This is a genomic window from Nitrococcus sp., assembly GCF_059432795.1.
Genome location: NZ_JBXWZQ010000006.1, coordinates 1 through 21,386, shown reverse-complemented (window position 1 = coordinate 21,386; position 21,386 = coordinate 1). Strand labels below are relative to the sequence as shown.

At 64.5% G+C, this 21,386-nt stretch carries 22 protein-coding genes; 15 read left to right on the top strand and 7 right to left on the bottom strand.

The window, feature by feature from the left end; genetic code table 11:
- The first annotated feature begins 366 nt into the window (after positions 1-366).
- The 15 genes from AC52Q4_RS00890 to katE all read left to right on the top strand — a co-directional run bounded on the left by AC52Q4_RS00890 (position 367) and on the right by katE (position 15,569).
- Complete coding sequence (locus AC52Q4_RS00890) at positions 367-1,074, top strand: hypothetical protein (RefSeq protein WP_495534912.1); 708 nt, start codon at positions 367-369, stop codon at positions 1,072-1,074.
- 27 nt (positions 1,075-1,101) lie between these two features.
- The gene (locus tag AC52Q4_RS00885; protein WP_495534911.1) at positions 1,102-2,331 is read left to right on the top strand and encodes a phage tail sheath family protein; all 1,230 of its coding nucleotides are present in this window, start codon (positions 1,102-1,104) and stop codon (positions 2,329-2,331) included.
- Positions 2,332-2,409: 78 nt separating this feature from the next.
- Positions 2,410-2,910, top strand: a complete 501-nt coding sequence (locus AC52Q4_RS00880) for a phage tail protein (protein WP_495534910.1) — start codon at positions 2,410-2,412, stop codon at positions 2,908-2,910.
- Positions 2,911-3,783: 873 nt separating this feature from the next.
- Complete coding sequence (locus AC52Q4_RS00875) at positions 3,784-4,029, top strand: hypothetical protein (protein ID WP_495534909.1); 246 nt, start codon at positions 3,784-3,786, stop codon at positions 4,027-4,029.
- Positions 4,029-4,763 (top strand): CIS tube protein, encoded by a 735-nt coding sequence (locus tag AC52Q4_RS00870; protein ID WP_495534908.1) that lies wholly within the window; start codon positions 4,029-4,031, stop codon positions 4,761-4,763. Before AC52Q4_RS00875 ends, AC52Q4_RS00870 begins: the two co-directional genes overlap by 1 nt.
- Positions 4,760-6,268, top strand: coding sequence for a phage baseplate assembly protein V (locus tag AC52Q4_RS00865; RefSeq protein WP_495534907.1), 1,509 nt, complete (start codon positions 4,760-4,762; stop codon positions 6,266-6,268). The genes AC52Q4_RS00870 and AC52Q4_RS00865 overlap by 4 nt, the downstream gene beginning before the upstream one ends.
- A gap of 2 nt (positions 6,269-6,270) precedes the next feature.
- Positions 6,271-6,615, top strand: coding sequence for a hypothetical protein (locus tag AC52Q4_RS00860; protein ID WP_495534906.1), 345 nt, complete (start codon positions 6,271-6,273; stop codon positions 6,613-6,615).
- Positions 6,612-7,112 (top strand): GPW/gp25 family protein, encoded by a 501-nt coding sequence (locus AC52Q4_RS00855; protein ID WP_495534905.1) that lies wholly within the window; start codon positions 6,612-6,614, stop codon positions 7,110-7,112. The genes AC52Q4_RS00860 and AC52Q4_RS00855 overlap by 4 nt, the downstream gene beginning before the upstream one ends.
- Complete coding sequence (locus AC52Q4_RS00850; RefSeq protein WP_495534904.1) at positions 7,109-9,685, top strand: baseplate J/gp47 family protein; 2,577 nt, start codon at positions 7,109-7,111, stop codon at positions 9,683-9,685. Before AC52Q4_RS00855 ends, AC52Q4_RS00850 begins: the two co-directional genes overlap by 4 nt.
- On the top strand, positions 9,666-10,202 hold the full coding sequence (locus tag AC52Q4_RS00845; RefSeq protein WP_495534903.1) for a phage tail protein: 537 nt from the start codon (positions 9,666-9,668) through the stop codon (positions 10,200-10,202). Before AC52Q4_RS00850 ends, AC52Q4_RS00845 begins: the two co-directional genes overlap by 20 nt.
- Before the next feature lie 53 nt (positions 10,203-10,255).
- Positions 10,256-11,236: a flagellar basal body-associated FliL family protein gene (locus AC52Q4_RS00840; protein ID WP_495534902.1), complete on the top strand. Its 981-nt coding sequence runs from the start codon at positions 10,256-10,258 to the stop codon at positions 11,234-11,236.
- Complete coding sequence (locus AC52Q4_RS00835) at positions 11,233-11,721, top strand: hypothetical protein (RefSeq protein ID WP_495534901.1); 489 nt, start codon at positions 11,233-11,235, stop codon at positions 11,719-11,721. Before AC52Q4_RS00840 ends, AC52Q4_RS00835 begins: the two co-directional genes overlap by 4 nt.
- A gap of 4 nt (positions 11,722-11,725) precedes the next feature.
- Positions 11,726-12,403, top strand: coding sequence for a hypothetical protein (locus AC52Q4_RS00830; RefSeq protein WP_495534900.1), 678 nt, complete (start codon positions 11,726-11,728; stop codon positions 12,401-12,403).
- 217 nt (positions 12,404-12,620) lie between these two features.
- Positions 12,621-12,926 carry a hypothetical protein gene (locus AC52Q4_RS00825; protein WP_495534899.1) on the top strand — a complete coding sequence of 102 codons (306 nt, stop codon included), beginning with the start codon at positions 12,621-12,623 and terminating at the stop codon, positions 12,924-12,926.
- A gap of 495 nt (positions 12,927-13,421) precedes the next feature.
- Positions 13,422-15,569 (top strand): catalase HPII, encoded by a 2,148-nt coding sequence (gene katE / locus AC52Q4_RS00820; RefSeq protein ID WP_495534898.1) that lies wholly within the window; start codon positions 13,422-13,424, stop codon positions 15,567-15,569.
- A 90-nt stretch (positions 15,570-15,659) separates the two neighbouring features.
- On the opposite strand, the gene AC52Q4_RS00815 is transcribed toward katE, so the two are convergent.
- The 7 genes from AC52Q4_RS00815 to AC52Q4_RS00785 all read right to left on the bottom strand — a co-directional run.
- Positions 15,660-16,946, bottom strand: coding sequence for a citrate synthase (locus AC52Q4_RS00815; RefSeq protein ID WP_495534897.1), 1,287 nt, complete (start codon positions 16,944-16,946; stop codon positions 15,660-15,662).
- A 281-nt stretch (positions 16,947-17,227) separates the two neighbouring features.
- The gene (locus AC52Q4_RS00810) at positions 17,228-17,485 is read right to left on the bottom strand and encodes a hypothetical protein (RefSeq protein ID WP_495534896.1); all 258 of its coding nucleotides are present in this window, start codon (positions 17,483-17,485) and stop codon (positions 17,228-17,230) included.
- 3 nt (positions 17,486-17,488) lie between these two features.
- Positions 17,489-18,136: a cytochrome c oxidase subunit 3 gene (locus AC52Q4_RS00805; protein ID WP_495534895.1), complete on the bottom strand. Its 648-nt coding sequence runs from the start codon at positions 18,134-18,136 to the stop codon at positions 17,489-17,491.
- A complete protein-coding gene (gene ctaD / locus AC52Q4_RS00800; protein WP_495534894.1) occupies positions 18,123-19,712 on the bottom strand; it encodes a cytochrome c oxidase subunit I in 1,590 nt (529 codons plus the stop codon). Before ctaD ends, AC52Q4_RS00805 begins: the two co-directional genes overlap by 14 nt.
- A gap of 29 nt (positions 19,713-19,741) precedes the next feature.
- Entirely contained in the window at positions 19,742-20,719 is a 978-nt protein-coding gene (gene coxB, locus AC52Q4_RS00795; protein WP_495534893.1) for a cytochrome c oxidase subunit II, read from the bottom strand.
- Positions 20,720-20,755: 36 nt separating this feature from the next.
- The gene (locus AC52Q4_RS00790) at positions 20,756-21,208 is read right to left on the bottom strand and encodes a hypothetical protein (protein WP_495534892.1); all 453 of its coding nucleotides are present in this window, start codon (positions 21,206-21,208) and stop codon (positions 20,756-20,758) included.
- A partial coding sequence (locus AC52Q4_RS00785; RefSeq protein WP_495534891.1) for a hypothetical protein occupies positions 21,195-21,386 on the bottom strand: 192 nt, incomplete at its 5' end. The genes AC52Q4_RS00785 and AC52Q4_RS00790, both read right to left, overlap by 14 nt.

Below are 21,386 nucleotides of genomic sequence, written 5' to 3'. Positions count from 1 at the left end.
AACAATGACTCACGTCAAGTCTCGCTAAGGGTGGATTATGCGTGGCCATTTTCGGCCGCGGCACGGGGGAGCGCAGGCCATGCGGCTGCGCAAACTGTCTTTGATGCCGTTGGGGGGCGAGCGCCATCGGGGATCTCCGATCCCCGCGAGCGGCTCGTGGGCAGCGTCCAAGCCGAAAGCGCGCAGCTACGCGGAGATATCTGCCCGGCGGCTCATTGGGCGGAACGCCGGCCTTGTCGCATTTCTCAATCCCCTCGAGGGCTGCGAGCCGAGCCTCGTTGCGACGCACCTCGGGCAATCCGCGGGCGCCGTGGTAACCGGTGCGCACGGGAATACCGAGCGCAATTGCCGGCGTGGAGAGGCCGCATGGATCTAGCGAGGATCCACGCGATCTTCCATCGCTGGACCGCGGAAATGGCTGACCGGGGCCTCGCCGCGCGTTTCACGCACGGTTTCGAGGCCGCGGCGGAGGAACTTGTCGTGACCGCCGTACTGTTGACCGCCCGACCCGATCCTCAGCGCCGTGCCCATTCGCGCCGGCCGTCTTCCGAACGGCCATTGGCTCGCGTGCGTTATCTGATGGCGGTGAGCGGGCCTGACAAGGCAGAGGAGGAGCAGGCGCTGCTTCGCTTGCTCGCCGCTGCCGATCGCGAGCCCGGGATGGAGTTGTTGAGCGCGGATCTGCCTCCCTCCTGGTGGCTCGCTCAGGGCATACCGCCGCGTCCGACGTTTCAATTGGAGGCCTGCCTGACCGAGCACGTGCAACGTCCCGTGCTCGCCGCGGTGCGCTCCCACCGGCTGGACTTGACCGGGCTCACGGCCATTTGCGGTCGTATCCTGACGAGCGATGATACTCCCGTCGCGGGCGCCGAGATCGAGCTGCTGGCCACCGGGCGCATTGTTCGCAGCGACCAGCACGGTGAATTCAGACTGTGTGTCGCCGACGCCGGGCCAAGCGATCGTTCTCGCTGGGTGCGCGTCCAGGCCGGCGGCGTCGAGCAACGTTTTCCGATTCCAGAAACCGTCACGGAACATGAGCCCTGGCTGCTGCGCATGGAGCCACCGGGGGAGTGATCCGGGTTCAGGCAAAAGGAGCCATCGATGCCGAATTACCTTACACCAGGCGTGTACGTGGAGGAGGTTCCTTCCGGGGCACGGCCGATACAGGCTGTGGGAACCAGCACCGCCGGGTTCGTCGGCCTGGCGCCGAATGTGAGCATTCGCCCCCACGAAGCGGTGGCGATCAATAGTTGGTCGCAATTCCTGCGCATTTTCGCCCAAGCGCCTGATGATATCCGAAGCACCCACCTGGCGCGCGCGGTCAACGGCTTCTTCCTCAATGGTGGCAGCCGCTGTTACGTGGTGAACTGCCGCGATGACAACGAGCTGACAGGCAGCCGCAAGGGCTTGGGAGCGCTCGAGGCGATCGATGAGATCGCCATCGTGGCCGCTCCGGGGTTCACTTCGGCGGCGGCTTACGACGCGGTGCTGAATCACTGCGAGCGCATGGAAGATCGGGTGGCGATCCTTGACGGGCCCGAGTCCATTCCCTCGATCAACGCCTTGACGCAAGTTGCCTCGGCGAGGGCAACGGGCAGAAAACCCTCGGGCGAGTCGGCGGGGGAGCAGGGCTCCGGCAGCGGCGCGCGAGGGGGGCTTAGGCCGCGCAACTCCGACGATGGTTACGGCGCGGTGTACTTCCCCTGGATTGTCGTTCGCGATCCGCTGGCCCCCGGGAATCTAATCGCTACTCCGCCATCGGGGCATCTGGCCGGAATCTACGCGCGCAGCGACGCCGCACGCGGAGTGCACAAGGCGCCGGCGAACGAGACGGTGCGCGGTGCGCTCGATGTCAGCTACCGACTCACACGCCACGAGCAAGGCGAGCTGAACCCCCAAGGGGTCAATTGCATCCGCTTTTTCCCGCGCGAGGGTATCCGCGTCTGGGGCGCCCGCACGCTCGCGCCAGCGGCCGGCCAGTGGCGCTACGTCAACGTGCGTCGACTGTTCAATATGGTCAAGGAGTCGATTATCGAAAGCACGCGCTGGGTGGTGTTCGAACCCAACGCTCAGGACCTGTGGAAGGCCATCGTTCGCGATGTTTCGGCATTTCTCACCTTGCTGTGGCGTCAGGGGGCGTTGCTCGGTGCGACACCGGAGGAGGCGTTTTTAGTTCAATGCGACGCTGATACGAACCCCCCGGAGGTGATCAATTCCGGGCAGGTCGTCACGCGGATCGGGCTGGCACCGGTGAAGCCGGCCGAGTTCGTGATCTTCCAGATCGGTCAGGGCGTGGGCGGGGCGGAGGCGGAGATGCAGCCGCAAAAATGAAGGCCTCGCACACACCCGCACGAGCACCGATATCAATAGCGAGAACGTCAGACGGCGAGCGTACGGGGGATAAAAACGATGCCGGAGACGCAGAATTCCGAGGGAGCGACGGGCCAGTGGACCGATCCCTACACGTCATTTCATTTCGCCATCGACATCAACGGGGTTACCGAAGGGCGTTTTGTGGAGTGCAGCGGCCTTGAGGTGGATGTCGAGGCCATCAAATACCGTGAGGCCGGCGCCAAGCAGATCGTGCACCGTTTGCCGGGACGACTCGAATACGCGGACCTGACGTTACGCTACGGCATGAGCCGCTCCATGCAGCTGTGGCACTGGATGCAGGCTTCCATTGCCGGGACGGTGGAGCGTCGCAACGTATCGGTGGTCATGTTCGGGCATGACGGAGCAACCGAGGTCATGCGCTGGAACCTTCGCAACGCTTGGCCTCGCAGCTGGCGTGGTGCGCCGCTGGATGCCCTGGGGAATCAAGTGGCGGTGGAGACGCTGGTGCTGGTGTTCGAGGAACTTGAACGCGTGCCCGCCAGTGGCGGTGGCGGGTCGACGGCTGGCGGTGGGTAGATCCGCGTGAGCACAAGGTTGCACGCATCCCGATCGGCGCTGCAAGCGCTATTGCGCGGCCTCGACCGGCTGTGGCGTCGCCTCTGGTCGGAGATGGCCCGGCTGTGGGCTCGGCCCACGCGGAATGAGGCGCCGCAGTCGGTGCCGGACATCGACCTTGCAACGGCACACCGCCGCGCCCGGCAGGCCTGGGTGGCGCTGGTGCGCCGCCACGCGCCGCAGTTGCTGCAGACGGGCTCGGCGCCGTCCCCGATGACTTGGCAGCAGGCCGATGCGCGAGACGCGACGTCCGATATCATCAGGGCGGGTGAGCCGCGGCACCGTCGGGAGCGGGCGTCACGACCTCGCGCCACGCCCTTGAACCCATCGGAACACCGGCCTCGACGCGCTTCGGACTCGCGCGAAGCTCCATTTGCTACACCCCGTCGTGGTTCCCCCGCGAGTCTCGAGTTCGATTCCGTGCCGAGCCGGTCGGAACCGCTTCCCGGCTGGGTTGCCGAGCGCGAGTCTGCGGCGGGGTGCGGCGAAAAAGCGCGACGGTGGGGGGCCGGCGAGCCTGTGGCAAGCCCTTTCGAAGCCCAGGACCCGACAGTGCCGGAGCCAATACGAACCGCCGGCGGCACGGTGTCGCCGGCCATGAGCGTGGCGGGCGAAACGCGGCGGTTTCACATCGGCGCGAAGTGGTCAAGCCCCCCGACCCCGCGCCTTCGCCATCCTCACGTGGCGCAAAGCGACTCTCCGTCCAAGCCCCTCGCTTGGAACGCGCTGCGAGGTGATCAGGAGTCCGAACGAGCGCCGCCTCGGTGCAGCGAACCGGCCGAGGCGCCGGCGCGGGCGGAGCGGCAAACGCGGTGGCGGGCAGCGCCTGCTCGCATGCCGGCGTTTCTGGATGCCAAGTCTCCAGAGGACCCGTCGTCGCCTTGGGGTGGGGCGGTGTTTCCTCAACGCGCACCGGGTCCGCGCCCGGCTCCGGCCGAAGAGCCGTTGAGCCAGCGCCCATACGACCCTTGGCCGTGTTTGTTGGCGGAGCCGGCGGGGGACGCCGGCAGTCCGCTGTCGGAACAGGAAATCGACGGCGATCGCCAGCGCCGACTGCACAATGAGCAACGGGGGTTGTAATGGAAAAAGTGGTGTTGCTCATCGAGCGCACCGGCGCTCACCTGCGTTGCCTGTTAAACCCCGAGCAGCTGGAGATCCGGCGCTGCGCCGGCGTCGTTGCCCGGCAGTCGCGTAGCGGGGCGCTGAGCGGCATGGGGCTGAGTGATGATCCGCTGCTCTACGTCGGGGGCGGGCAAACCGAGCTTACGCTCGATCTGCTGTTCGACGTCGCATTGGCGGCGCAGGCGCCCGAAGCGCCTGCGCTGGACGACGTGCGCACGCTCACCGGCCCGATCTGGGATCTCGCCGAGACCCGCGCCGCTGCCGAGCGCTACGGACGCCCACCACTGCTGCGACTCCTATGGGGAAGCAGCTGGAATCTGCCCGGCATCGTCGCGGCGGTCTCCGAGCGCCTCGAGCAATTCAGCGCACGGGGCAAGCCGCGCCGCTCCTGGCTGCGGTTGCGGCTGTGGCGTGTCGATCGCGCCGAGCGCGACCAAGACACGGCTGCCACACCGCCCCCGGTGGACCTGGAAGAGGCGCGGCGCCGGACTGCCGGCAGTGAGCGAGTACGCTACGAGCCGATCATCCGCGGCGAGCGCCTCGACCAGATCGCCGCCGAGCATTACGGGCATTCCGCGTACTGGCCTCTGCTCGCCGAGCTCAATGGCCTCGACGATCCACTGCGCCCACTCGATCGTCCGCTCGAACTGCCGGTGGATTTTACGAGTTCAGGGGGCGGAGGCGCTGAATGAGATCGGTACAGGCACTGCCCAGGGTCCGCGTCGAGGGCGCGGACGTTCGCGAACCGCTGCGTCTTTCCGCCTTGCGGGTGGTCCAGCGCCTGGATGCGCCGGCGCAGTGCGAAGTGACCTGGTCGGCCGCCGCGCCGCACGCACACGGCACGGAACACCCGGAGCTCGCTCCGGGGCGGGCGTTGCAGGTGCACATCGACGATCAGGCAACGCCCGTGTTCAGCGGCGAGATTACCGCCGTGGAGCATGTCTACGAGCCCTCGGGCGGGTTTCGTCTGCGCGTCCGGGCCTACGATGCGCTGGTGCGGCTTCAGCGCCGCCAGACGGTGCGCACGCACGTCGAGGTGACGACGGCCGAACTTGCCCGGGCTCTGACCGGCGATATCGGGCTGCAGATCTCGGCTCGGGAGAGCGGTCCGGTATGGCCTCGGGTCGTCCCCCGTTTCGCGCACGACCTCGGGTTGCTACGGGATTATGTAGCTCGTAGCGGGCAGCATTTCATCATCGAAGACCAGCAGCTGCGGTTGTTCACGGTGCGCGGCGAGCGTGCGCACCCGCTGCTGCTGACCCTGGGTGATGAGCTTTTCGAGGCGCGGGTGGAGCAAAACGCCGTGCGTCCGCTGGGCGAGGTCCGGGTGATCGGCTGGGACCCGCACTCCGGTGAGCCGCGCCGGGGGTCCGCCAGCGATGACAGCCCATTGGCGAATGTCGTTCAAGATGGCCAATCGGCGCGCCGCACTTTGCTGGGAGCGCCGCTGGAGAGCGACGCCGAGGCCGAGGCACTGGCCACGGGCGAACTGGAGCGCGCTCAGGCCGCTTGCGCCGTGCTCTGGGGTGTCGCCGAGGGCGACGTTGCCCTGCGTCCCGGCCGGTGGGTCGCGCTGCGCGGCGTCGCGACGGCTTCGAAGGGTCCGTATCTGCTCAGCGTCGTGGTGCACAGCGTCGACGCCCGGAAGGGCTATACCTGCGAGCTGAGCAGCCGTCCGGAGCCTCCGGATCGGCTGCACTCGGTGCCAAGCGTGGTTTTGGGAAAAGTCTGCGATGTCGATGACCCCGAGAACCGGGGCCGTGTGCAGGTCATGCTTGGCGCTTACGACGACGCCGTGAGCACGTGGATGATGGTGGTGCAGGCCGGAGCAGGCACTGACAAGGGGCTGGTGACCCTGCCGGAGGTGGGCGATCAGGTGGTGGTCGCTTTGCCCGACGGGGATCCGTCGCGGGGCCTCGTGCTCGGCGGCGTCTATTGCCTCGAGGGACCCCCTCCGGATACGGATGCCGCGCGAAAGCCCCGTGCTCATCGGCCATATACGCTCACTACCCGCGGCGGCCAGCGGATTCGGCTCAATGATGCCGATGGCTCGATTCGCATGGAAGTCGCGCAAGGCAGCTTCTTGGCGCTGACCCCTGAAGGGGTGGTCTTGCACGCCGAGGGTGAACTCCTGCTCGAGGCCCAGGGTGAGCGCCTCACGCTGCGCGCCGATAGCATCGATTTGGAACGGAGGTGACGGTGGAAGTGCTGACCGAGGATGCCGACCTGCGCTGCGCTCACGAATTGGGCAAAGTGAACATTCATGCCGGCCAAGGGTGGGTGCGCATCGGTGGGCGGCGCGTTCTGGTGGAGCAGGATCCTGAGGGCTGCACGCTCAGCGGCTGCCCCAACTACGGTCCGACCATCAAGCCGTGCACCACGACGCTGGCGGTGCAGACGGGCTATTCCGCGCTCGTGCGGATCGACGGCCGCCGGGTCTGCCTGGATGCCGTCATCGGGCTAACGGACGGTACGCCACCGGGCACAGTCAAGTACCGGGTACGCTCCCCGGGTCAGCATTTCGTGAGGCAGCGTCAAGCATGACTGTCGTCACCGACCGCGCCTGGCTTTTCGATCTGGCAAGCGGCGGGCTCGCGCCGGACGCCAAGCTCCGGGACCGAGGACTGATCGTGAACGCCACAGGTGCCATCGCCATGGTCGAGCACGACCGTGCCGTGCGGCAGTCGATTCTCCTGTTGCTCAGCACCCGTCCGGGCGAGCGCGTGATGCGCGCGGATTATGGGTGCTGGCTGCATCGACTGGTTTTCGCCCCCAACGACGCCGGTACCGGCGGGCTCGCTATCCACTATGTGGGCGAGGCGCTGCGGCGCTGGGAGCCGCGGGTAGTAATTCATCGCCTGGATGCCGGTGCGGACTTGCACGGCAGGGGCGAGCCATCGGTGCTCGACATCGTGCTCGAATACCGGGTCCGCCGCACGGCGTGGGAGGAACGCCTCGTGCTCGGTTACGAGCTTCACCGTGGCCGTCTCGTCGAGGCGGCCGGCAGCGGTTCGCGACAAGGCGGAGATCCCGGCGCATGAGCCTGCGTGTGCCCAAACTCGACGATCGCACATTCGACGATCTCCTCGTCGAGGCCAAGCGTCTGGTGCGCGAGCGGTGCCCGGCGTGGACCGACCTGAGCGCCGGCGACCCCGGCACGACGCTGCTGGAGCTCTACGCCTTTCTGACCGAAGTCATGCTTTATCGCATCAATCGGTTGCCCGAGAAGGCGTATGTGGAGTTCTTGCGGTTGCTCGGCGTGACGTTGACGCCGCCCGGTGCCGCGGCGGTGACCTTGGAGCTGACTCGAAGCGCGGGGACCGAGCGTCGCATCGAGGTGCCGCGTGGCACTCGGGTGAGTACGGCCCGGGCCGCCGAGGGAGAAGACCCTCCGGTGTTCACTACGGCTGCCGCGGTGGTGCTGGAGCCGGAGCAGGCGAGCGCACGGGTACTGGCTCACCATTGCCGGCTGATCGAGGGTGAGGCGCTGGGCGTTTCCACCGGCCTTCCGGGCCAAACGTTCCAGCTGCGCCATGCGCCCGTGATTGCGCCCACCGGTGACGCGTTGGATCTGGTGGTGGCGGTGGAAGCCGACGCGAGCCTGGAGAGGAGTGCACATTCCCTGACGCACGACGGGCGCCGTTTCCGGATATGGCGCGAGGTCGAGCACTTTGCCCATGCCGAACCCGATGCGCCCGTGTACATCGCCGACCGCGCCGGCGGAACGATCACCTTTGCCCCGGCAATCCGTGGCAGCGACGAGGCATCCGCCAACGGTTTGAGCCGCACCGTCGAGACACTGGCGGCCGTGCCTCCTGCGGAGCGGCTGGTATGCGCCTGGTATCGCTGTGGCGGCGGGCCGTCGGGCAACGTTGCGGCGCACACGCTCACGGTGCTCAAGGATCCCATCGCCGGCCTGCGCGTGGACAACCCGGAACCGGCAGTGGGCGGCTCACAAGCGGAATCGCTGGAAAACGCATTGGTGCGAGGTCCGCAAGCGCTGCACAGCCTCAATCGAGCGGTAACCGCTCGTGACTACGAGGCCGTGGCGCTGCGTGAAGGTAGTGTCGCGCGCGCCCATGCCGTGGCCCGCGCCGAGCGTTGGCGCTTCGCCGCTCCCGGGACCGTGCAGCTGCTTTTGGTGCCGGACGTGCCCCATCGCCCCGGCGCGCCTCTCAGCCAAGCTCAGCTGGAGGGCGCGCAGACCGAGGCGGCACTCGAGCGGGTGCGCCAAGCGGTGGAGGAACGTCGTCCGCTCGGCACCGCTTGTGTGATCAATTGGTACCGCTACAAGCCGGTCGCGGTGCACGCCCGTCTGGTGCTGCACCCGCAGGAGAATCCACGAGCCGTCCGAGAGCGGGTGTGCGAACGCCTCAATGAACTGATCAATCCCCTCGGCAATGGCGCCCTGCGGCGGCGGCTGCATGCCTCCGATGTCTACCACGCGATGCTGAACGAGCCGGGGATACTCTACACCGATCGCGTGCGCTTCACGGTGGATCAGGCACCCGATCGCGACGTTGGCGTGGTAACCGTTGACCCGATTCATGAGGGTTTGTGGTATGCCGCCGCCGGCGATCGGGTTTTTCGCAGCCTGGACGATGGCAGCGGCTGGGAGCATTTGGCGCACTTCGAAGGCGAGCAGGTGAGCCGGTTGTCGTGCTGCCCGTATCGGCCGGGCCTCGTGGCCGCCGTGTCGTTGATTCCTGCCGATGGAACGGAAATGAGCCGCATCCGGTTGAGCGAGGATTGCGGGCAGAGCTGGACGGCGGCCCATGAGCTCGGCTTCGCGGTTTATGACGCCGCATGGCTGCGTCGCGACGGCGTGCCGATCCTGCTATTGGCCACCGCCGAAGGGCTCTTTCAGGTGCCCCCGGGATCGGGACCGGTCCCGGTCCTGGTGGATGAAAACGATCAAGGCATGGGCTTCTACGCGGTGGCGGCTATCGAGGTGCCGCGTATCGGCACGCAGGTCGCGGTGGCGGCACGCGCGACCGACGGTGTGTATCTGTGTCTCGACGAGGAGCTGGAACGTTTCCACAGCATTGGCCTCAAGGGGCGCGACGTGCGCGTCCTCGCCGCCCAACGCGTCGGTCCGCGTGCCTTTCTCTGGGCCGGGCTGGCCGCGATCGGCGGTGAGGAGGGCGATGGTTGCCTGCGCTGGGAGCTGCGGCGTGACATCGAGCGTATCGAGGGCTGGACCGCGATGGGCACGGGCTGGCGTGGCGGTTCCTGCCGTGCCATCGCCTGTGATGGCGCGCACGTTTATGCTGCGACGTATCACGCCGGTGTCGTGAGTCTCGACAGCGCCGGCAAATCACCGGCCTGGCGAGCTCCGCGCCTCGACTGCGGGCTGCCGTTGCGAGACATCGAGCGCCTGCTGCAGCGCGTGGAGGATGTGGCGGTCGCGCCGCGGGACGCCCAGAGCGATCGCATGCCCATGCTGCTGTGTGGCGGTCCCAATGGCGTCTATCGCAGCGACGACGGCGCCGAGGTGTTCACGAACGCCTCGGCCAGGGAGTTCCCGGAGCGGGTGACCGTGGGCGAGGGCTATCTGTTCTGCAGCGCAGAACATCAGATCGAGGCCGTTAACGATGCAACGTCCGGACATTGAGGCGCTGTTGCCGGCGGTTTACCAGGACGCCGTGCGTCCCGATTCGCCCTTGGACGCCGTGCTGGAAGTGGCGGCGCGCCTGCCGCAGCCGATCGAGGAGCTGCTCGGGGCAGTGGAGCGACTGTTCGATCCCCGTCGGGCGCCCGACGATCTGGTCGTTTACCTCGCGCATTGGCTGGATCTCGATCACTTCCTGGTCACTCGGCCGGACGCGCGGCCGGGTGAATCATTGCCCACCGGTATGGGTTACCTGCGTGAGCTTTGCGCCGCCGCGGCGAGCCTCTCAGGGCAGCGGGGGACGCGCGCCGGGCTGGTGCGGTTCCTGGAAGTCGCCACCGGGCACAAGGGATTTCGTATCGAGGAGAACGTCGGCCGAGACGGGACGGCACGCCCTTTTCACTTTACCGTCACCGCACCGGCCGCCGCGCAGTCCCATCGTGAGTTGATCCATGCCGTGGTGGCGTTCGAGAAACCGGCCTACGTGACCTATGAGCCGGAGGAGCTGCGCTTCGAGTGAGCGTGGAGTCGCCTGATTGAGCCCATTTGCCCAGACGAGGAGCCGTCATTGCTATGCCCAATTACTACGAGATAAGCCCGACCGATGACACGCTGGTGTTGCGCAACGGCAAAGGTTCGGCCGGCTTCACCGTGCGCTACGTCGGTGACCGGGCCGTGGAAGCACGGGCCCGGGCGGTGTCGTTGGAAGGAGCCGCGGAGGAGTGGCTGCACGTGCAGCCACCCGAACAACGCGACATGGACCCCGGCCAGACACATACCTTCAAGGTGGCGGTCGCGGTACCGACGCAGACCCCCGCCGGTCGGTACGGGCTACGCCTGGATGTGATGTCGGTGGATAACACCGACGAGGAATACGACCAGGGTCCCGTGGTCTCCTTCGATGTGGCGGAATCCGCAACACCTGAACCGGAAAGCTCCGGTTTTCCGTGGTGGGTAATCGTTGCAGCTTCGCTGGTGCTGGCCGTCATCGGTGGGGGCGCGGCCTGGTGGTTCACCGCCGATAGCGGGAGCGGGCGTGTACCCCCCGTCGAGGCTCAACCCGATGAACCGGGCGAGCCGGCCGAAGAGATCGCAGCGCCGGATCGGATCGACAATTTCGCAGTCAGTCAGACCTGGCATGGCGACCTGGACCGGGGAAGGGAAGTGCCACGGGGTGCGCCACGCAGCCAGGCCGATTTCTGGTTTCGGGCGCGTACCGCAACCGACCGCTCCCTCGTGCCGCGAAACGGTGCGCAAATGCGGCTGATGCGCACCACCCGGCAAGCGCCGACGTTGACGGAGGTCAAAGAGGCGTTGGAACACGGCGGCTCCAATGAAATCGACGTCGCCCGGCTGCGTCGTGGGCGGTGGGTGGCGGTGCGTACCAGCGCCGGTGGTCACGCGGCCTTCACCGCTGTGCGTCCGGTCGGCCCCAGCCCGGGTGAGCTGAGCGTACGTTACCGCTACTGGAAGGGCGAGCGCATGGCGCGCCCGGTCATGGGGCACGTGCTCGAGATGCAACGCCTCGGCGAGGCGAGCGGTGAGACGCGGTGAAAATGAAAGCCCTGCAGATCATGCTGCTCTGCGCGGCGGCGCTCTGCGCGGTGGGAATCGCGGCGGGCTTCGGGCAAGAAAAGGGGGCCATGCCCAAAGATTTCAAACCGCCCGAGTGGCTGCGCTCCCTCAGGGGTTTGGCGGGCGGCGCCGAGCTCACGAAGCGGGAGCTCACGCGCGCGGGGCGATCCTTCCCGGCCGACGAGCTACGCTTGGGCGCTGGTGAGAGCGTGAATTTCACGGTCGCCGCCGCCGAGAATGGCGATATCCGCCGCGCCGAGTTCGCCGTGCGCGGCGATGTCCATATCCGCTATCGGCCGGTCGCCGGACAGATGCTGGGAGGCGAGCCCGTGAGTGTTCAAGAGTGGCCGAGCGAGGAGGGTCGCGAGGCCAAGGCGGCTTTCGTCATTTATGATCGCGGTGGCACGTTGCGAATCCGCAACCGGGGCCGGAGCAGGGCCCGGGTCGATCTCGGGGATGACTGACGCTATGGCGACGAGCTTGCGCACGCTCCCATTCTTGTTAGCCGCGGCACTGCTCGGGTTGGTGGTTTTTGCCGAACTGGGTTTGGCCGTGGCGGCACCTTTCCTTTCTCACTCGGGTGGCGCCGTGGGTTGGGGCGTTCCATCTCTGGCCCTCATCGACGGTCAGCTTGCCTTCACCGCGTTGCTGATGGCCGCGCCGCTCGTCTTTCCGGAGCGTGTCACCGGCCGTGTCCAGGGTGGCATCACCCTGATCGTATGCCTGTTATTGGTGCTGGCCTGCATCGCGGCCGGGGTGGCGGCTATCCTTCTGCTCTCGCTGCTTATCGGGTTGCTGCTAGCGCCGCCATTCGGCCCGATCGCCTACGCCGCGATGGGCTATGCGAGTTTCCCCAGCAGCGCCGCCGCTGCGACCCTGGCGCTGCTGATGGCCTGCAAGCTCTTCGGCAGCGGCGCGTTGATTGTTGCTCACCCCCGTTTTCTGGAGAACAAGGGGCTCGTCCTGCTGATTGCGACGTCGTTGCTTGCCACGATCATCGTCTCGTTTCTGCACGGGTTCGTACCGTCCATTCTGGTGAGCGTGAGCGATTTGATCGCCGCGCTCATCGCGGTGATTCTGGCGGTGATCTGGGCGGCGGTCGGCCTGGTGTTCGGAATCATCGCAACGCTCAAGGCGGTTGCCTGAAGGTCGGCTGGATGGCCCCGTGCGGACGGCGGTTGGTTGTCGATCACTTGCGTTGCCTGGCATTCCCGGTAAGCATACGGGCTCGGGGCGCCTATCGAGGCGAGTCCAAAACTCGGCCGGACGCCTTCGCTAGACTAGATGTTGGGGCCACGAAAAGTCGGGCAGCTTTATACCTTGCCCGCAACCGATTCGGTGAGTGCAGCGGTGGAGGGTGAAAATGTCGACCAGACTGCAAATGATTGACGCATTGGATAATTGTATCGATTCGCTGGACCGGCGCTTGGAAAGAGCGCGCGCATTGCGAGAAGAAGTCACGAAGCTGCCGGAAGAGGATGCGTTTTTCAACAGGCTCAAGGAACTCAAACAGTCGCGATACCGCTCCTGTCGCAAACTCTTCGATCAAATGACCCAGGAAGGAACCGTGCTGGAGGGGCTGACCAGCATCGAAGATGTCCTCAAGAAGATCGATGCGCGTAAAGCGGAAGCGGAGACCCGGTATTTCGAAGCGGGCAACCCAGGGTGAGTTTGTTGACGGGTGAAGACTCGTGTTGGCGCGCGGCGGGGTCGACCTGCCAAAACCAACGGGGAAGTGATCGGCCACAATAGAGTCGTGCGGTCTGGCGGCTTCCTCGAGTCGGATTGCGGTCGGGCGAGGTTTCGCTCATCGTAAGCCCCCGGCAGCGTGCGAGCGGATGACGCGCTGTCCGGTAGGCGATCGAATATGCCCTCTATTCTGTCTGGCACGCCGGATGCCACGTGCAAGACATCCCGTCTCCACAGAACCACCTCCTGGATTGTTTGCCGTCGAGCGCAGCCGCCCTTCCTCCCTGCCGCCATCGCCGCGGTGCCCACGGAATCCCAGGCTACGGGAACTGCTGGTCCTCAACCGAGTCTAGCTTTGCAGGCGCGGTTCACTCGGCGGTGCTTTGCCTTATGTCGTTCAGAGGCGCGAGCCGCCCTGGCCGCGGTTGTTGTATCAGGCAGTCTCCGATAATCGCAGCTCAGCGAGGTGGTTCCGATGGCCAACAACCCCCATACCCCGTCGAATGAAGGGCCGGCCGAGGCCAATGTCCCAATCGAGGAAGGCACGAAATCCGAGCGCTTGGAACGTTACCGCTCGAATGCCGAGGGGCACGATCTGCGCACTAATCAGGGCGTGCGCGTCGCGGATAATCACAACTCACTGAAAACCGGGGACCGGGGTCCCACGATCCTGGAGGATTTCATCTTCCGGGAGAAGATGAATCATTTCGATCACGAGCGCATTCCCGAGCGCATCGTGCATGCCCGGGGCGCGGCCGCCCACGGCTATTTTCAGCCCTACGACAATGCCGCCCAGTATTCCAAAGCCGCCGTGTTCCGCGACCCAGCCGTCAAAACGCCTGTATTCGTGCGTTTTTCGACCGTTCAGGGTGCGCGCGGTTCGAACGATACCGTGCGCGACGTCCGCGGGTTTGCGACGAAATTCTATACGGCGGAAGGGAACTGGGATCTGGTCGGCAACAACATGCCGGTTTTTTTCATCCAGGATGCGATCAAATTCCCTGATTTCGTGCACGCCGTAAAGCCCGAGCCGCACAACGAGATTCCGCAGGGGCAGTCCGCTCACGATACGTTCTGGGATTTCGTCTCGCTGATGCCGGAATCCGCCCACATGGTGCTCTGGACGATGTCGGACCGTGCTTTCCCGCGTCATTTCCGATCGATGGAAGGCTTCGGGGTGCACACCTTCCGGCTGATCGACAAAGGGGGTAAATCACGTTTCGCCAAGTTCCACTGGAAGCCTCTGGCCGGCACGTATTCGCTGATCTGGGACGAGGCGCAGAAACTCTGGGGCCGGGATCCGGACTTCAACCGCCGCGAGATGTGGGAGGACATCGAGAACGGCGACGCTCTGGAATACGAGCTTTGCGTGCAGATCGTGGAGGAGGAGGACGAGCACCAATTCGACTTCGACCTGCTCGATGCCACCAAGCTCATCCCAGAGGAGCAGGTTCCTGTGACACCGATCGGTAAGATGGTGCTCAACCGCAATCCGGACAACTTCTTCGCCGAGACCGAGCAGGTGGCCTTCAACCCGGGCCACATCGTGCCGGGCATCGACTTCACCAACGACCCCTTGCTGCAGGGCCGCCTGTTCTCCTATCTCGACACGCAGCTGCTGCGTCTCGGCGGGCCGAATTTTCACGAGATCCCGATCAACCAGCCCGTGTGCCCGTTCCACAACAATCAGCGCGACAGCTTCCACCGCCAGACCATCAACACCGGGCAGGCGTCCTACGAGCCCAACTCGATCGATGGCGGGTGGCCGCGGGAGACGCCACCGGGACCGGAGCAAGGGGGATTCGAAAGCCACCAGGAGCGAATCGACGCGCGCAAGGTGCGCGCGCGCAGCGCCTCCTTCGGCGACCATTACTCCCAGGCGCAGCTTTTCTGGAACAGCCAGAGCGATGTCGAAAAAGAGCACATCATCGCCGCTTACGCCTTCGAGCTTTCGAAAGTAAAACGCCCCCACATCCGCGAGCGCGTGATCAAGCAGATCCTGCCGAACATCTCCATGGATCTGGCGGCCGCGGTCGGCAAGATCCATGGCATCGAGCCACCGGGCGAGCCGCCGGCCCCTGCCGAGGAGCTGGGCAAACGCTCGCTGGAGCGCTCCGAGGCATTGAGCCTGATGGCGCGCCAGCCCGAGAACATCCGCTATCGTAAGATCGCGATTCTGGCCGCCGACGGCGTGGACGCCGAGCAGGTCTCGACACTCAAGCGCAAGCTCGAAGAACAGGGCGCCCGCGGTTTGGTTATCGCAGCATCGATGGCGCCGCTAAAGGCCGCCGGCGGTGAGGCCGTGCAGCCGGATGCCATGCTCAACGGTCTGCCCTCGGTCGCCGTGGACGCCGTGATCGTTCCGAGTGGGGCCAAAAGCGCCGAGGCGCTCGGCGATTCGGGCGCGGCAATCTACTACTTGCAGGAGGCTTACAAGCATCTGAAGGTGATCGCGACCATTGGTGAGGGCAAAAGCCTGGCGGACAAAGCGGGCTTGGAGTCCGGCGAAGAGGGCGTATTGGCCGAGGCGGAGGTCAACGACGTCTTCGAGCCTTTCGTCGCGGCGCTCTCGCATCATCGGGTCTGGTCCCGTAACCACAAGGCCAATCGGATGCCCGCCTAGTGAGCGGTGTTCGCGGTCGCCCGCGCCTGATACGACCGTTCAATCGAACCTCTGCCCTGCCGCCGGGCGGAGGTTCGATTGCGCGCGCCGCTAGGAGGCCTGCGGGCGTTGCTCGATCGGTACGAACTCGCGGCGCTCGGCGCCCGTATAGATCTGGCGTGGCCGCCAGATCCGCGTCTCGGTATCCGCACGCAGCTCGCGGAAATGGGCGATCCACCCCGGCAGTCGCCCGAGAGCGAACATCAGCGGAAACATGGCCGTCGGAATGCCGAGCGCGCGGTACATGACGCCGCTGTAAAAGTCGACGTTGGGATAAAGCCCGCGCTCGGTGAAGAAATCGTCATTCAGGGCGGTTTGCTCCAGCCTGCGCGCCAATCCGAGTAACGGGTCGTCGATGCCCAGATCGTCGAGTAGTCGGTCACAGGTTTCCTTGACGATACGCGCCCGCGGATCGTAACTCTTGTAGACGCGATGGCCGAAGCCCATCAGCCGGAAAGGATCCTTGCGGTCCTTGGCCTTGTCGACGTACTTCTGGTAACGGTCACCGTCCTCGTGGATCTGCTCGAGCATCTCGAGCACGGCCTGGTTCGCCCCGCCGTGCAGTGGTCCCCAGAGCGCATTCACACCGGACGAGATGCTGGCGAAGAGGTTGGCCTGCGCGCTGGCGACGGCTCGTACGGTCGAGGTGCTGCAGTTTTGCTCATGATCGGCGTGCAGGATGAGCAGCATGTTCAGCGCCTTCTCGGTTACCTCCGATACCTCGTAGGGCTCGGAAGGCACGGCGAAGAGCATGTGCAGCAGGTTGGCCGAGTAGCTCAGGTCGTTGCGCGGGTAGACGAAGGGCTGGCCCAGTGATTTTTTGTAGGCAAATGCGGCGATGGTCTTCGCTTTGGCGAGCAGCCGCCGGGTGTTGAGCTCGGTCTCGTTGCGCTCGCCGCTCTCCGGATAGTAGGCCGACAGGGATGAGATCATCGAGGACAGGATGGCCATCGGGTGCGCCGAGGCAGGAAAGCCCTCGAAGAATTTCTTCATGTCCTCGTGAATCAGGGTGTGATAGGTCAGATCCCTTGAGAACTGTTGCTTCTGACTGCGGTTCGGCAGCTCACCATACAGCAGCAGGTAACTGACCTCCGGGAACGTGCAGTGGGTGGCGAGCTGGGCGATCGGGTAGCCACGATAGAGCAGCTCGCTCGTCTCGCCATCGATGTAGGTGATCGCACTCCGGCAGGCGGCCGTGTTCGCCAAGCCCGGATCGTAGGTAACGCAGCCCATGCGCGCGCGCAGATCGCGAATATCGATGCCCGGGTTGCCGGCTGTTCCCTCAACAACCTCTGCCTCGTAGGCCTCATTGTGAATCTGAAGCTGTGCGGTGCTCATGGTTGGGACTCCGAATAGCAGGTCTTGTGGGTAACGCTTTTTTGACTCGGGGCGGTGCCGAACGTCTCCCTTGCCGGAACGAACCTTCGGGCGTCATCGATATCCGCCGTCGTCTTCCCGTATGGTGACGCGAGTGGTGCCGCTTCTTCTGTCGTCGTAGCCGTTCGCCATGCAGTCAATCTCCTGCCGGGCAGGCGCCGGCCAGGGGTTCCCACCCGGCGTCATCACCCAATGCGGGCCGTGTGCAGCATGCTCGTCTGCGCCTCGCCGCTGCCGGTTCGCTAGCGTGTCAGGAAATCCGCCAGTGAGAGCGCGAGCAGGAGCGCGACCCATAGCATGCCGCCGACGGCGATCAAGCGCATGAGCCCGTCGGCGTGACCGAGCCTCATGAATACGATGAAGACGATCGCGGCCATCAAACCCGCGCAGCCGATGTTCATCGCAATGGCGGCCGGTCCCTGCACCAGCACCGTGGTGGCAACGCTGCCGGTAAGCAGTGCGAGCAGGCCGATCCAGGCGAGCAGCAAAGCCCCGTACATCGCTCAGTTCCGCAAAAGGTACAGGAGCGTAAAAACGAAAACCCAGACCACGTCGACGAAGTGCCAATAAAGACCGGTCAAACGGAGCTGACGGCCCACGCGGCCGGGTTCGGCCCAACGGGCGATCTGCACCAGGATCACCAGCAGCGCTCCCAGGCCGACAATCATGTGCACGGCATGCATGCCGGTCATCAGGTAGTACAGATTGAAAAAAAGTTCCGCAATGCCCTCTTGCGGCCCCGGATAGTGGAAGGGCAGGCCCAGCACCGGGACCAGATCCTCCTGCAACTCCCGATACCACTCGTAGCCCTTGATGCTGAGGAAAACCGCGCCGAGTAAGATTCCGACGCTCAAGAGCACGAAGGCGCTTCGCCGGCGTTCGCGGTTCACCGCCTGCTCGCTCATCGCCACCGTGAGTCCGCTCGTCAGCAGGATGCCGGTGTTCGCCGCACCGAGTGTGAGGTTCAGGTGGCGCGCGGCCTCGGCAAAGACGCCCGCATGCTCGGTACGCAAGATTGCGAAGCTTGCCAGCAGGGAGCCGAACAGCAGCATCTCCGTGGCGAGGAAGACCCACATTCCCATGACATCCGCGCGCAGCTGCTGATCCGGATCGTCGAACTGTTCCGCCAAGCCGGATTCATTTGTAGGCATACGCGGACTCCGTTACGCGCGGGGTCTCGAGGAAGTTATGCGGCGGTGGTGGAGAGCCCGTGCGCCACTCCAGGCCCTTGGCTTGCCAAGGGTTGGGCCCGGCAGAGGGACCCCGGCGCAGGGAGTAAAAGAGATAACAAAAAGGCAGTAAGTAGCCCACTGCCAATACAACGGCGCCGAGCGTGGAAATGACATTGAGATTCTGGAACTCCGGCGGATAGGTCGCGTAGCGCCTCGGCAAGCCGGCGGTACCCAGCAAATACTGCGGGAAAAACGTGAAATTGAAGCCGAGGAACAGAATCACCGCGGCAATTCGTGCAAGCACCTCCGGGTACAGTTTGCCCGTGATCTTAGGCCACCAGAAGTGCAGTCCGCCCATATAAGCCGTAACAGCGCCTCCAACCATAATATAGTGAAAATGCGCGACGACGAAATAAGTGTCGGTCAGCTCGACGTCCACCGCCGTGGCGGCCAGCATGATTCCGGTCAAACCGCCGCTTGCGAATAGGCCAATAAAGCTCAGCGCATACAGCATTGGGGCAGAAAATGTGATGTTGCCTTTATATAAGGTCACGGTCCAATTGAAGGTTTTGATGGCGGAAGGAACGGCTACGACCATGGTGAAGAATGAGAACAAGAGTGAGGCGTACAAGCTCTGTCCGGAAACGAACATATGGTGACCCCAGGCCAGAAAGCCCAATACGGCAATGGCCATGAGGGAGATCACCATGCCACGGTAGCCGAACAGCGGCTTACGGGAAAAGCAGGCGATTATTTCTGAAACAACGCCCATTGCGGGCAGGATCATAATATAGACGGCGGGGTGGGAATAAAACCAGAATAAATGCTGGTAGAGCAACGGTCCGGCACCATAGGCCGGGTTGAAAACATCGATCCCCAGCAGTCGGTGTACGGCCACCATCACGAGCGCCATGGCCAATACGGGGGTGGCGAGCAGCATCGCGAGGCTGGTGGTGTACATCGACCAGACGAACAGCGGCAGGCGCAGAAAAGTCAGGCCAGGGGCCCGCATCTGATGCGTGGTGACGAGAAAGTTCAGTCCGGTCAGAATGCTGGAGAATCCGACAATGACAATGCCCAGTATCGTGACGGTGACCGCCGTTGTGGAAAAGGCGGTCGAATAGGGGGTATAAAACGTCCAGCCGGTATCCACGCCGCCCCCGATCAGCGCGGCGATGATAAAAAACGCCCCGATCAAGTAAAGATACCAGGAAAGGAGATTGAGTCGTGGGAATGCGAGATCGGATGCTCCGAGCATCAGCGGCAACAGGAAATTGCCGAGCGTGGCGGGGATAGAGGGAATAAGGAAAAACCAAACCATTATGACGCCGTGCGCCGTGAAAAGTCGGTTGTAGGTGTCGGTGCTCATGAGCGTGGCAACGGGGCTCATCAACTCGATGCGCATAAAAAGCGCCGCCATGCCGCCGACAAGAAAGAGCACGGTAATTGAAACCGTATAGAGCCAGGCGATTCGTTTATGATCCGTGGTCAATAGCCACGCGCGCAGACCCCAGCCGGAGCTGAGATAGTGCTCGTGTGGCGAATCACTACTCATTACCGTGCTCATTGCCACCTCTGCCCGATTCATTCATCGTCGCGATTCCTTTCTCCCGGGCGCAACGAGCGGATATAGGCGATGATGTTTTGCAGCTCGCGCTCGGAGATTCGGCCGGAAAAACTGGGCATGATGGGCTCGTAGCCGGCAACCACCTGTTTGGCTGGCATAAGGATCGAATCCCGCAGGTAGGCTTCGTCGACCTCGACGGTCGTGCCATCTGTCAATGGCGCGGCGCGGCCAAAAATCCCGCTCAGCTTCGGGCCGGGCGCGTTCTCGGCTGCCGAGTGGCAACCGCTGCACCCGTAACTACGAAAAAGCGCTTCACCGGCAGCCGCCGGCTCGGTGGCGTGACCCTCACGCGTGAGCCAGCGCTGGTAATCCGCTTGCCTCATCACGATGACCTTGCCGCGCATGCGCGAATGATTTACGCCGCAGTACTCGGCACACAGCAAATGATACGTTCCGGTCTGCGCCGCGGTGATCCACACCGTGTTGTGCATGCCGGGGACAGCGTCTTTCTTCAGCCGCAGCGCGGGTACGAAGAAGCTGTGGACGACGTCGGCGGAGCGCAGGCGCAATCGGATGGTCTGCCCAACCGGGACGTGGAGGGTATTGATCTCGCGCGCGCCTTCGGGATGTTCGATCTTCCACATCCATTGCTTGCCGAGCACATTGATCGTCGGCGCGTCTTCGCGACCGCGATAGACCTCGAGATACAGTTCCCCGGCCCAGAAGAAGAAAGCCAGGAAGGTAGCGAGCAGCACGCTCGCCCAGCCTATCTCCAGCCAGCTTCCCGATCCCTTCGATCCGCTTGCCGTGCGATTCGCCTTGCTGCCCGCGCGATAGCGGATGCAGAAATAACCGATCAGCAAGGTCAGGGCGCCAAGCAAAACGGCGCTGTATAGAACCAACGCCACGAAAAGGGTGTCCACGTCACCGGCGTAGGCCGAGGCCGGCTCGGGGATAATCCGGAAAGGCTTATTCAGCACCGCTGGATAATCCACATTGATGATCGCCCTTTACGCCCATACCCGGACGGGTCAAGGCCGCCGTTGCGGTTCACCCGAAGTGGTGTCGGCGGACTGCGAACGCTCGGTTTGCCGGCTGGGTTCGGCAGGCCGCTCATGCCGCGGTGCGGCCGGCACGGAAACCGGCGCGCGGCGTTCGATGAGCAAGTCCATGGCACGGTCGATGGGCATATGAACGATCCCGGCGTCGCGGTCGACCCACCCGGCGGTGTGCAGGCGATTCTCCATGCGGCGGTGAAACGCCCTCCACTCGGCCTCCGGGTGGACCTGCAGGCGCGGTGCCGAGCCGATCGGCGGCGCGTCGCTGGCGAGCGGCCCGGGCGGCGGCGCTCGCCAGAGGACGTTCAGCAACGCCCCGACGCCCAGCGCGCTCAGCGCAACGAAGATCACCGTCAATACCAAGGCGTAGGTTGGAATCCATGCCGGCGCATCCGCCGCTTCGTGCCGCGTCTCAGAACTCGCCATGAAACTTTCTCCGCTGTTCCAGCCGTTTCCCAACGATCCAGCAAAAGCCCGTGCCGAGCGCGATCAGTGCCGCCGGAACGAGCCAGTACTGCGCCGCCAGCCAGTCCTCGAAGGCGGGCATGACCAACCATTGGACATACAGCAGATGACCCCCAAGCGAGAGCGTCGCCGCGGCCAA

Coding starts and splice junctions, on each gene's coding strand:
- AC52Q4_RS00870 (WP_495534908.1), top strand. CDS start 4,029: ATGGAAAAAGTGGTGTTGCTCATCGAGCGCACCGGCGCTCACCTGCGT.
- katE (WP_495534898.1), top strand. CDS start 13,422: ATGGCCAACAACCCCCATACCCCGTCGAATGAAGGGCCGGCCGAGGCC.
- AC52Q4_RS00810 (WP_495534896.1), bottom strand. CDS start 17,485: ATGTACGGGGCTTTGCTGCTCGCCTGGATCGGCCTGCTCGCACTGCTT.
- AC52Q4_RS00815 (WP_495534897.1), bottom strand. CDS start 16,946: ATGAGCACCGCACAGCTTCAGATTCACAATGAGGCCTACGAGGCAGAG.
- AC52Q4_RS00875 (WP_495534909.1), top strand. CDS start 3,784: ATGCCGGCGTTTCTGGATGCCAAGTCTCCAGAGGACCCGTCGTCGCCT.
- AC52Q4_RS00885 (WP_495534911.1), top strand. CDS start 1,102: ATGCCGAATTACCTTACACCAGGCGTGTACGTGGAGGAGGTTCCTTCC.
- AC52Q4_RS00845 (WP_495534903.1), top strand. CDS start 9,666: ATGCAACGTCCGGACATTGAGGCGCTGTTGCCGGCGGTTTACCAGGAC.
- AC52Q4_RS00890 (WP_495534912.1), top strand. CDS start 367: ATGGATCTAGCGAGGATCCACGCGATCTTCCATCGCTGGACCGCGGAA.
- AC52Q4_RS00805 (WP_495534895.1), bottom strand. CDS start 18,136: ATGCCTACAAATGAATCCGGCTTGGCGGAACAGTTCGACGATCCGGAT.
- AC52Q4_RS00865 (WP_495534907.1), top strand. CDS start 4,760: ATGAGATCGGTACAGGCACTGCCCAGGGTCCGCGTCGAGGGCGCGGAC.
- AC52Q4_RS00855 (WP_495534905.1), top strand. CDS start 6,612: ATGACTGTCGTCACCGACCGCGCCTGGCTTTTCGATCTGGCAAGCGGC.
- AC52Q4_RS00825 (WP_495534899.1), top strand. CDS start 12,621: ATGTCGACCAGACTGCAAATGATTGACGCATTGGATAATTGTATCGAT.
- AC52Q4_RS00850 (WP_495534904.1), top strand. CDS start 7,109: ATGAGCCTGCGTGTGCCCAAACTCGACGATCGCACATTCGACGATCTC.
- AC52Q4_RS00830 (WP_495534900.1), top strand. CDS start 11,726: ATGGCGACGAGCTTGCGCACGCTCCCATTCTTGTTAGCCGCGGCACTG.
- AC52Q4_RS00790 (WP_495534892.1), bottom strand. CDS start 21,208: ATGGCGAGTTCTGAGACGCGGCACGAAGCGGCGGATGCGCCGGCATGG.
- AC52Q4_RS00840 (WP_495534902.1), top strand. CDS start 10,256: ATGCCCAATTACTACGAGATAAGCCCGACCGATGACACGCTGGTGTTG.
- ctaD (WP_495534894.1), bottom strand. CDS start 19,712: ATGAGTAGTGATTCGCCACACGAGCACTATCTCAGCTCCGGCTGGGGT.
- AC52Q4_RS00880 (WP_495534910.1), top strand. CDS start 2,410: ATGCCGGAGACGCAGAATTCCGAGGGAGCGACGGGCCAGTGGACCGAT.